Below are 9,540 nucleotides of genomic sequence, written 5' to 3' on the forward strand. Positions count from 1 at the left end.
TTCCGATCTCGCGCAGGGCGGCGCCGGTCTGTCCGGCCAGTCGTTGATTGCGTCGTCGCAGCGGCGCCAAGCGTCCTTCCGATCCCAATCGTTCCCACTGGAGCAGGCGGCCGAGGAGACCGCGAGGACGACGGCCACGAGGACCGGGATCGCGGAGTGGGCGCGTGATCTGGCGGCAGGCTGGGTGGTGCGCATCGCGTGACCTCGACCGAGCAGCTACTTCTTCTTCGCGTGCTCTCCGCAGAAGCCTTTGCCCCGCGCCCACGCGTTCTTCGTGCACCCCTTGCGCTTGCAGGTCGGCCACTTGATCTTCTTCGCCGTCTTCTTCGCGGAAGCTTTCGGCGGACGCCCCGGCTTGCGGCCCAGCGGCTTCGCCACCTTCGCCGGTCGCCCACGCTTCGGCAGCTCCCCCTGCAGCGCGAGCAGCTCCTGCAACGAGGCTTCCTTCACGGCGGCGAGGATCGACTGCGCGAAGGCGTGAGCCGCCTTCTCGATGGTGGATGCGAGCTGGGACATGTTGGGTCTCCTCTCTCTGTGTATGTCAACCGATCCGGGTGGGCCACTATACCCTACGCCACATCTCCCTGAACATCTCCGGGCGGCACAGTTCGACGAGCGGCTTCTTCGCCCACGCTCTGTTCCGCACCTCGACGGCGACCATAGCGCGAGTATAGACTACGAGCATGCGGCTGTTCAGGATCGCGATTTTCGGGCTCGGTACGATCTGCTCGGTGACGCTGGGCAGCGGTTGCTACCCGGTCAAGCTCTCACCCGAGTGCAAGAACGCCATCAGCGCATGCCTCGCGAGTTGCGACGGGCAGAGCAGCGTCTCCGCGCCGGCGATGACGTCGTCTTCCGGCCACGATGCGTACCCCACGGACCACCGCTCCGACTGCGAGTCAGCCTGCCAAGGCTCCTGCGGCGACTGAACAAGAGGGGAAGAAAGCGCCCAAGACCGACCACCCCATCGTCCCGCTGCCTCGGTCACTCGTTGTACGGAGACTTCGAAGCGTCCTTGGACTTCTTCGATTTTACCTTCTTGATCGTCTGCGCAGAGGCCCCGTCGCTCGCGGTGGGTGCTCCGTCCAGCGCCGTGTCTTTCTTCAAGCTCAGATCGGGTGCTTCTCCGTCAGTTGTCGCTTCCTCTGCGGCGACCGGCGGCTCTTCCTGCTCCGCCATTTGGGTCGCCTCGTCGCTCCCTGCCTCACCGGTTGGCGGTGGAGCGATTTGATCGGGGTCTCCGAAAACGACGACGTCTGCGGACACGACCGTGCAGTTCTTCCACGCGAGTAAAAAGAACTTGAACGTCCAGTCTTCTACGACATTCACGAGCTGGTAGTCCGGTCGGTATTTCTTGAGAACCTGCCTATGGACCTGCTTGATCGCCGCCGCGTAGGAGTGATCGTCGATTCCGAAGCCCAGCACCGTCGTCTTGCACGCTTCACCTCTGAGTCCGTGCTGCACGAATCTGTAGTCCCGCTCGGCGAGTGGAACAAAGGTCGGCTGGGACTGGAACGAACCGGCTCTGACTCCGCCGCACCCCGTGGTCGAGATCGCCACCAATGTGATGACCCCGACAAAAACGGCTCCGATGCTCGTGCAGAGGACACACCCCTTCGTTGCGTTCATACCCCGCCCCCTTTCTCTGTGGGTTACGGCAGACATCGTGCCACGGGCGCGACTGTGCAGCAAGGAGGCCGGGGAGCGCCTCGCACAGGCGGCAGGGAGGGCGGCTACGGGATCACCAGATCATGATCCGGAACGGACACAACGGACACTAACTTCATATTTTACGCGGGCCTTGCCCACGCCGCCGTCGCTGAAGCTTGAGCGCCACGCGTAGTCGTCGTCGGTAGAGGAAGACCAAAATAGTCCGGTTTTAAACTCAAACATCCTATTACATGAATCGCTCAACCCACACTTTTTGCAATTCCCGCTCTTTTCATTCCCAACGTCACTGTCGCAACCGCCAAGCAGATCGATGAATTCCTGTCGAGTAGGCAAACGATAGCCTGAAGGGCAGGCATGCATGGCTGCGTTCCAGTCCATCTGCATGGCCTCACGAATACACACTGAGCCGCTCCACGTCTGGCCGAGCGGACAACGGAGCCAATATAGATTAGTACCAGGTTGCTGCACCTCTCGACTTTGGGTCGCCTCCGCAACTTTCTTTTTCGCCTCCTCTTCCAATCGGGCCCGTTCGGCAGCAAGACGTTGTTGCTCAGCTGTTGCCGCGGTTGCTTGAGCAGCAGTGCCAGCAGCCGATTGTCGCTCGGTTTCGACTTGCGGTTCGAGCTGCACAATCTCCCGCTGCGCCGTGGCGAGATAAGGATTGTCGCTCCCCGGGTACGCCTGGACAAACCGCTGCCACTTCGCCAGCCTATCGCTCGCGCTGCCGTGCGCGTTCTTCGCCGCCTCGTAGGCCTGGCGCATCAACTCGGCCTTTTCCTTTTCGGCCGCGAGTGTTGCAGCTTTCTGTGCCGCAGCAGCGTTTGCCTCCGCTTCTTTCGTGAGCTGCGCGTCGAGGCGATCAACGTCCTTGCGCGCTTTGTCGGCGTACGGATTGTCCACTGGAAAATCGGTGAGGAACCGCTGGTACATTTCAAGCTGGTTCTGCGAACTGGATCCCTTCGCGGCCTTCTTCACCGCTGCCCAAGCCTTCTCCATGTCGGCCTTGTACTGTTTCTCATCAAACCCAATCGGTGCGGGAGGGCCTTCGGTCGCGAGTGAGCCGTAGTAGTCCTTCGTCGTTCCCGTGGGTGGCTGCGACGTCCCAATCGAAGATGCAGGTGACGAGGCAATCCCCTCGACGAGCGGCTCCAGGAACAGCTGCACGATCGCCTGGCAGCGCGGGTCATCGGCGGTCGCGTCGTCGCTGTTGCACTTCTCGTATCTCCCGTCCTGCCGAAGCGCGCCGACCGCGGCGCCGCTCGATGCGCCCGCGCCAGCGCCGTAAACCGTCGCTCCGCCGCCCGCCATGCGGCGCGCCGCAGAGGTGAGCTGGTACGCGCCCACGGCCATCCCCGAGATGTAGTGCGTAGCCTGCGCGCACTCTCCCGACAGCTCCTCGCGCTTGATGGCGGAGATCGACGCCTGTCGCATCCCGACGATGACGTAGTCGAGCGACCACTTGTCACCCTGTTGGAACTCAGCAACCAAGCTCAGCGCGCCGATGGGCAGTTTGGCAAAGACCTCGTCCTCGCTCGTGATGTACTCGGTGCTGCTCGCGGGCGTCGTCGGCACGAGCTTGTACTGACCCTGACGTTCGCAACCGTAGAGCACTTCGAGATCGCAGCCCGTGTACCTCACCAGGAGGACACCGCTCTGTGACGTCGCCTGCATCCTCGCCTTCTGCGTCGCGTCCCACTCGACGAGCCAGGGGTCAGTCTTGCCGGAGACGTTCTTGCACTGGTACTTGCCGCCGCCTCCGCCCGAGGGCGGCGTCACCGCCGGGCCGGTGGGCAGCGCGGGAGCACCGCACGCAGCGGCGGTGAGCACGACGAGGATCAGGAGCACGCGGTGGGCGTTGTGCATCGCTTCTTCTCCGAGGTGCGGCTGCGTTTTCCGAGTGGATCAGTGATAGCGAATCGCGGACGGGAGGGGAAGAGAAGACGCGTACGGGACTGCGTGATCGCTGGTCGGCGAAGGCGGTAAAGTAAAGGCGCGCGAAGAAGTGTCAGGGTCATTCGGCTGAGCCGTTCACCGCGACGCGACACGATCCGGGAAGCAGGGCGCTACTCGCAGTCGTCGACGATCTCCCAGGCCTCGATGTCGACAACGCCGACGCACTCGCCGTCGATCCAGCAGTAACCGCCATCTGTCCCGTCATTTGTGGAGAGATGGTGATCGTATATCGTGATGTACACGTACTCACCAACCCAATCATCCCTCCCTGCGGCGACGTCGAAGTCGCAGAGCGCGTGGCTGAGACCGGCGGAGTCTTCGTGGTAGTAACCCGCCCAACTATCAAATTCGCTGACCTGGCCCTCGAGCGCGAAGTCGGTCGGCCAGTCGGCCGCGAGAGAGCCTGTCCATGCGGCAGTGAACTCCGTTACATCTTCCGAACATAGATCCACCTCGTTAACTTCGTAGTCGTGGGTCTCGCTCCAGTCCAGCGCGCTCCAAGCCTCGGCGCCCTCGGGGAGCGAAATGTGGGCCGTCTCGTCGGAGCTCGTGGTGGTTATCGAGAAGTAGTCGCCGATGATCGTGGTCGAGGTGCCGCTCGCCAGCCGGTATTCGACCTGGGCGCCGTCGGCGGCCGTGTAGCTCCCCTCGACGCAGTCGTCCCAGTCGCCGGGATCCGCACATGAGGCGAGCTGCGAGGTCTCGATTCGGGACGAGATCTCCGCGTAGATCGTTGCGCGGATCTCCTCCACTGACACCGGATCCCGGTACGGCGCGAAGTCGTCGATCGAAGACGGGGAGGTCGGGCAGTTCCACAGTGTGTACGGCCCGCCGTCGCTCCCGCCGTCGAGTCCGCCGTCCGAATCGGCGTCGGTATCGGTGTCCGAGCCCGCATCCGTGCCCGAGTCTCCCGTGAATTCGGAATCGTCGTCGCCGCACGCGATTGCAGCGAGCGCTGCGACGAGGCACGCGATGACTGCCCCCGAGCCGAAAACGCGTCGTGACATGGTTCCCCTCCAATCTCAGGGTAGAGCAAAAGCAAGTTGCGCGCCAATGAGGACCCGCGGCGGTCGCTCCGCGCAAACCGGCGAAATTGCTGGTCGCTCTCCGAGCCCGCAGAAATCGACATCGCGAAACAGCGGCACAAGTTGTGCCGGAATCGTGGCCGCACTGTTCAGCTGCCCACCACGGCGAAGCCGCAGGCGTCGAAGAGGCGGCGCGTGCCGGTCCACGCGAACGCAGGGCCGGTGACGACCCCAGGTATTCCACGACACTTCGCGCAGGCGGCGAGGAGCGCGGCCGGTCGTGAGCTTGAAGGTGAGTCCGATGTTCAAGAATAAGGTCAACGAGCTGGACGTCCTCCCAGGACGACTTGTGCCCTTAGTTCCAGCTCGCTCATGGGGAGGACGTTTTTAGAACGTAACGCGCGATTCTCGGCGAGCAAGAGGGTCGCTAATGACTCTCCCCGTGCTTTCCCGCGAGCGTCCTGCGAGCGAGCAGCGCGGCGCGGATGGATGTCCTTCCGTGTTGATGATCGGCAGCGCCTCGCGCAGGCAGCGAGGAGCTGCGCCTGTGCCCTTCTCGCTATCGACGACGGCCCGCCCGTTTGACATTTCCTCCTAGACGCGGTCCGATTCAGCCTGTTCCAACCCTGGGGGGGATCATGGAACCCAAGCGAAACGCCCTGGTCGTCGACGACGAAGCCCGGGTCTGCTCCATGCTCAGGAGGGCATTCGAGTCAAGCTTCGACCAGGTGCTCACCGCCTCCTCGTGTTCCGAGGCCGACATCATCCTCAAGGACGGCATGATCACGCACCTCGTCTGCGACTACTGCCTCGGGGCGGGGCAGCCGCTCGGGACGGAGGCGGTCGTGGCATGGAGGAAGGCGTACCCCACCATCACCCGGGCCTTGATCTTTTCCGGGAGCGACGTCGCGTCTATCGTGGCCCCTCCCGAGGTGGACGCAGTGGTGTCCAAGCTCGAAAACGTGAAGGTCCTGCTCCGGCTCCTTGTAGAAGGGTGAGGGGAGCGTCCGTCTACGGGATACGTGATCGTCGGCGGCGAGAGCCGCAAGAGGGGTCGGTTTCCGGTGAGGAAGCTGAGTGGAGCACTCGCAGGGTACGCCCCGGTTTCCCTGTTCGGAACAAGCGAGCCGCTACCACCAAGGGGCGACGTACCGCGAGTACACACCGGTCTCGGTGACGACGTACTGGTGAAACTCGGGGTAGCTCAACGGTCGTATCCAGAACCCAACCGCGCGTGGTGGGCCGAGAGGAACCTCGGACAAGCTACAGAGCTTCGACGGAAAGTCCTTCGCTTGAAGGATTCCGAAGACATCACCAGCTTGGTTGAAGAGCGTCGCCACGAGGAAGTCACAGTCGCCCTCGAAGAGCGTAGCCCATCGCACGTGTCCTAGCACGACCGGGAAAGCATCCCCCGGAAACGCGCACGCAACCGCTTCGCCGCCTCCGCCACCGAGCACGACCACCTCGTCGCCGCCGACGATGAAGTGGCTCATCGGTGATTCCGGGTAAGTGGGGAACCAGCTCACGGAAAGCGGGGAGACGTCCGGGCCGACCGACGCCATTCCGTCGCCGACGTCGCTCTCCCAGTACAGCTGACCGTCGTCGGCGACCAAGACCGCATCGTTGAAGGCATTGGTGCCCTCCAGGAGATCCGACGCCCGGATGAGCGAGGTGCCGGCCGCTTCGACGGTGCTCCAAACGGCGCCGTCGAAGCACGCGATCCCATCGCCGTACGCGCACACCTCGCCGAATACGGGCGTATCCTCTGCGGCCAGCAACCAGTAGAGACCGACCGGCTCCGCGAGCGGAACCTCTCCGCCGGGTATCGGCAAGAGACCCGCCGGTACGCCTTCCTCTTCCAGGACGCCGTAGAGGGCACATCCGGAATCGCCGCAAAGAAGACCAACCCCACGATAACCGATGACGTCGAAACCCTCCGCCATGTCGCAGTAGCAGAATTCCGCTGCAACGGTGCCGCGCGCGCGAAGCGGCTCGTCGGGTGGAGACAACAGACCCACCTCAGCCACCTCGGGAGGTGCGTCATCATCGTCTCCGAACGAGAGAACGACCACGAACGGTGTGACGTCATCTTCCAAAGAGCGTTCCGCGAGGATCAACGACGGCGTGCCCAATGACGTGACGAATGTGATTCCTCCGTCAAGCTCCCCAGCGGTCACGAGCGGATTGAATTGCCCGGGAACGATGGTGTAATCACACGGGTCGAGAGCGCCGCTGTCCGGGACATCGGGGCAGTTCCAGCTCCATGTCGAGTCGTGGGTGTCCGAGTCCGAGTCCGACTCCTCGTCCGTGCCCGTATCCGTATCCGCGTCGGTATCCGCGCTCGCATCGGGATCGCCGGACGAACCGTTGTCCGAGCACGCGGGCAGCAGGGCCGCTGCCACCATCCATGTCCAGATCGCGTTCTTCATCTCGGACCTCCCCAGGTACAGGCAGTGTACCACCTCTCGCACAGGTCGGGAGGAGCGCGGCGTCTACCTCAACGATCTTCCTTTGGTACCGGACCTTTCGGTGGCCCGAGGTATTTTCCGTCGAGGTACTCTCCGACGATCTTTTTACCTCCGGCAAAGGTGAACGTGCCCGTGCCATCGGTGATGTCGTTCTTCCATTCTCCGAAGCACTCGTCTCCGTTTGTGAAGAGGCCCTTTCCTTTTCCGTGCTTCTGGTCTCTTACCCAATCTCCTACGTAACGGTCGCCTGTTGGATTTGTGCCCTCACCCCAGCCGTTTCTCTCGTCGTCCTTCCACTCGCCCTCATACTTCTCGCCATTCGGCCAGGTCGCGGTTCCTTGCCCGTTCCTTCTATCATTCGCCCAGTGGCCGACGTACTTCTCACCGCTTGGGGTGATTTGTGTACCTTGTCCGTTCCTCTTGCTGTCTTTCCACTGCCCGGTGTACCTGGTCCCGTCCGGCTCGGTCAGCACTCCGTACCCATCCCTTTCGTTCAACTTCCATTGCCCCACGTACTTTCCACCATCGGTCCAGATATAGGTCCCTTGTCCGTGGCGCAGCCCGTCCTTCCACTCCCCAATATATTTGTGGCCGTTTTCATAGGTATGCGCGCCATGGCCGCCCTTGAGTCCGTCGACGTCACCACAGGCAGGAAACACCAGCGCAACCAGAACCGCACTCAGAAATAGGGGAACGGTCCTTAATGTTTTATTCATGGTGTCCGCGATCTCCTATCATCTCACCGGCCCCGGTATCGGCGGCATCTACGACCGAAAACTCTGTCGGAAGGGCGAGTGCGTCCCACTCGACGGCAGCAAGGATGTCTTCATCGACCCACAACCCGATCTCGGACGTGCGCCTGCCGACATGGTCGATGAACTCCACGCCTCGCACCACCGTCGTTGTTGGCCCCGATGGCGCGGGCAATGTTGCGATCATACCGGGCTTGATCGTGCCCGAGGCGATGTCTCCCACGATGACGCGACCCCGCGACGCGAGTTTGAACTGCTGTTTGGCGTTGAACGTGGCGATCATCGTTTTCCTCCGGAACCCATCCCCGCTCCCGTCCTTCGACCGACTCTGACGCAACAACCTACGCTACCGCCGGCCGATGAAGTCAGCAAGCGGCGAGAGGGTTTCAGGGGTGGGAGCTGAGTGGACTGCGATCAAAGTCGTGGCGTGCCCTGTGATCGGCCGAAGACGTGAGATCAATATCGTAGCCGCGCCGCTTGGCTGCGCGACGTTGGGCAGCAAACGGTGCGTGGTCTTACCAATCCCCACTATTCATGTTTCGATTCTTGTCTCTTCCAGCGAAGAACAAGCAGAAACACGGATGCACAAACGACTCCCACGACATAAGCCTGACCGAACCCGAACAACAGACCCAAGAGCAGAAATGGATCAGTGTGTCCCTCTGCCAGATACACGGACACCGCAAATACCGAGATCGCAATTGCAGATGACGGCGCGATCGCAACCATGCACCGTGCGAACTTTCTGCCCGGGCTCTTCTCCTTCAGGATCCATTTTTTCACGAGAAACAGCGCGCAGAAGTGAAGCGCAGCAGCGATCACGAGAAAGGCCGTATACGCTGCCATGTTGCTCCTGAGAAGAACGACCCGGCGTCGGTCGCCGGCAGCAAGCACGTTGGTCCGCTTTCAGTAATCCCCGCCGAGGATAGGCAACATAACCGCTGTTTCCTCCGGAACCCATCCCCGTTCCCGTCCTCCGGCCAGCTTCGACCTTGTGAGCCTACGCTACCGCCGGGCGATGAAGTCAGCAAGCACGTCGAGCTGACCGAAAAATCGACATGGGTGCTCTGTCGGAATCGTTGGCACACCCCCCTCAGCTCAATATCATGAAATTGATGCCAGGAATTATCGACAGTCAGAGCGGCAACAGCCAACTCACGGGTGCCTCGGAAGCGTCACCGACGCCCTCCGAGGACGCCTCGGCGACCACCCCGATTCTGACCTCCGAGAATGGAACCTTATCGCCGCTCAGGCCCGAAAACAGTGGCTCGGAGGCGCTGGCGATCCAGAACGACGACGAGCACACGTCGCTCGACGCGCTCCACGACCTCGTGGAGGCGGCGAAGGATTTCGCAACGGACGCGAAGGCGGGGGCAACGAAGAAGGCGTACGCGGGCGACTGGGCGCGCTTCGAGGACTGGTGCCAAGAAAACGGTGCGGTCGCACTTCCGGCGCAGCCGACAGTTATCGGAGCCTACGTCGCTCACCTCGCGCAGATCGGCAGGAAGGCGGCGACCATCGAGCGCGCCCTCGTTTCCATCTCACAGGCACACAAGCTCGCCGGGATCACGCCGTCGCCCACGTCGTCGGCGGCGGTGCAGGAGACGCTCAAGGGCGTGCGCCGCAGCCTGGGCGTGGCGCAGCGGCAGGTGTCGCCGCTCGTCGTTGAGC

12 protein-coding genes are annotated in these 9,540 nt (G+C 62.5%); 4 read left to right on the forward strand and 8 right to left on the reverse strand.

The features are described 5' to 3' along the window. A partial coding sequence (locus M0R80_29280; GenBank protein ID MCK9463732.1) for a hypothetical protein occupies positions 1–202 on the forward strand: 202 nt, incomplete at its 5' end. 14 nt (positions 203–216) lie between these two features. Here the strand turns inward: M0R80_29280 and M0R80_29285 are convergent. Further along, positions 217–516: a hypothetical protein gene (locus tag M0R80_29285; GenBank protein ID MCK9463733.1), complete on the reverse strand. Its 300-nt coding sequence runs from the start codon at positions 514–516 to the stop codon at positions 217–219. Between the two features lie 167 nt (positions 517–683). Between M0R80_29285 and M0R80_29290 the strand changes: the two genes are divergently transcribed. Beyond that, complete coding sequence (locus M0R80_29290; protein MCK9463734.1) at positions 684–929, forward strand: hypothetical protein; 246 nt, start codon at positions 684–686, stop codon at positions 927–929. A gap of 55 nt (positions 930–984) precedes the next feature. On the opposite strand, the gene M0R80_29295 is transcribed toward M0R80_29290, so the two are convergent. The 3 genes from M0R80_29295 to M0R80_29305 all read right to left on the reverse strand — a co-directional run bounded on the left by M0R80_29295 (position 985) and on the right by M0R80_29305 (position 4,631). Further along, positions 985–1,629 (reverse strand): hypothetical protein, encoded by a 645-nt coding sequence (locus tag M0R80_29295; protein MCK9463735.1) that lies wholly within the window; start codon positions 1,627–1,629, stop codon positions 985–987. A 120-nt stretch (positions 1,630–1,749) separates the two neighbouring features. Then, the gene (locus M0R80_29300) at positions 1,750–3,534 is read right to left on the reverse strand and encodes a DUF1566 domain-containing protein (GenBank protein MCK9463736.1); all 1,785 of its coding nucleotides are present in this window, start codon (positions 3,532–3,534) and stop codon (positions 1,750–1,752) included. A gap of 200 nt (positions 3,535–3,734) precedes the next feature. Beyond that, a complete protein-coding gene (locus M0R80_29305; protein ID MCK9463737.1) occupies positions 3,735–4,631 on the reverse strand; it encodes a hypothetical protein in 897 nt (298 codons plus the stop codon). Positions 4,632–5,287: 656 nt separating this feature from the next. Here M0R80_29305 and M0R80_29310 point away from each other — a divergent pair. After that, positions 5,288–5,647: a hypothetical protein gene (locus tag M0R80_29310; GenBank protein ID MCK9463738.1), complete on the forward strand. Its 360-nt coding sequence runs from the start codon at positions 5,288–5,290 to the stop codon at positions 5,645–5,647. Positions 5,648–5,779: 132 nt separating this feature from the next. Here M0R80_29310 and M0R80_29315 read toward each other — a convergent pair whose 3' ends face one another. From M0R80_29315 to M0R80_29330, 4 genes are all read right to left on the reverse strand, one after another. Next, a complete protein-coding gene (locus tag M0R80_29315) occupies positions 5,780–7,078 on the reverse strand; it encodes a hypothetical protein (protein ID MCK9463739.1) in 1,299 nt (432 codons plus the stop codon). A gap of 68 nt (positions 7,079–7,146) precedes the next feature. Then, positions 7,147–7,833, reverse strand: a complete 687-nt coding sequence (locus tag M0R80_29320) for a molecular chaperone Tir (protein ID MCK9463740.1) — start codon at positions 7,831–7,833, stop codon at positions 7,147–7,149. Beyond that, a complete protein-coding gene (locus tag M0R80_29325; protein ID MCK9463741.1) occupies positions 7,826–8,152 on the reverse strand; it encodes a hypothetical protein in 327 nt (108 codons plus the stop codon). The genes M0R80_29320 and M0R80_29325 overlap by 8 nt, the downstream gene beginning before the upstream one ends. A gap of 245 nt (positions 8,153–8,397) precedes the next feature. After that, complete coding sequence (locus M0R80_29330) at positions 8,398–8,715, reverse strand: hypothetical protein (GenBank protein ID MCK9463742.1); 318 nt, start codon at positions 8,713–8,715, stop codon at positions 8,398–8,400. 269 nt (positions 8,716–8,984) lie between these two features. Between M0R80_29330 and M0R80_29335 the strand changes: the two genes are divergently transcribed. Beyond that, a partial coding sequence (locus M0R80_29335) for a hypothetical protein (protein ID MCK9463743.1) occupies positions 8,985–9,540 on the forward strand: 556 nt, incomplete at its 3' end.

Source organism: Pseudomonadota bacterium, assembly GCA_023229365.1.
In the GTDB taxonomy this organism is placed as follows: Bacteria; Myxococcota_A; Polyangia; order JAAYKL01; family JAAYKL01; genus JALNZK01.

Excerpts from the sequence above, each read along its gene's own strand:
- M0R80_29285 (MCK9463733.1), bottom strand. The coding sequence starts at position 516 with ATGTCCCAGCTCGCATCCACCATCGAGAAGGCGGCTCACGCCTTCGCG.
- M0R80_29290 (MCK9463734.1), top strand. The coding sequence starts at position 684 with ATGCGGCTGTTCAGGATCGCGATTTTCGGGCTCGGTACGATCTGCTCG.
- M0R80_29295 (MCK9463735.1), bottom strand. The coding sequence starts at position 1,629 with ATGAACGCAACGAAGGGGTGTGTCCTCTGCACGAGCATCGGAGCCGTT.
- M0R80_29300 (MCK9463736.1), bottom strand. The coding sequence starts at position 3,534 with ATGCACAACGCCCACCGCGTGCTCCTGATCCTCGTCGTGCTCACCGCC.
- M0R80_29305 (MCK9463737.1), bottom strand. The coding sequence starts at position 4,631 with ATGTCACGACGCGTTTTCGGCTCGGGGGCAGTCATCGCGTGCCTCGTC.
- M0R80_29310 (MCK9463738.1), top strand. The coding sequence starts at position 5,288 with ATGGAACCCAAGCGAAACGCCCTGGTCGTCGACGACGAAGCCCGGGTC.
- M0R80_29315 (MCK9463739.1), bottom strand. The coding sequence starts at position 7,078 with ATGAAGAACGCGATCTGGACATGGATGGTGGCAGCGGCCCTGCTGCCC.
- M0R80_29320 (MCK9463740.1), bottom strand. The coding sequence starts at position 7,833 with ATGAATAAAACATTAAGGACCGTTCCCCTATTTCTGAGTGCGGTTCTG.
- M0R80_29325 (MCK9463741.1), bottom strand. The coding sequence starts at position 8,152 with ATGATCGCCACGTTCAACGCCAAACAGCAGTTCAAACTCGCGTCGCGG.
- M0R80_29330 (MCK9463742.1), bottom strand. The coding sequence starts at position 8,715 with ATGGCAGCGTATACGGCCTTTCTCGTGATCGCTGCTGCGCTTCACTTC.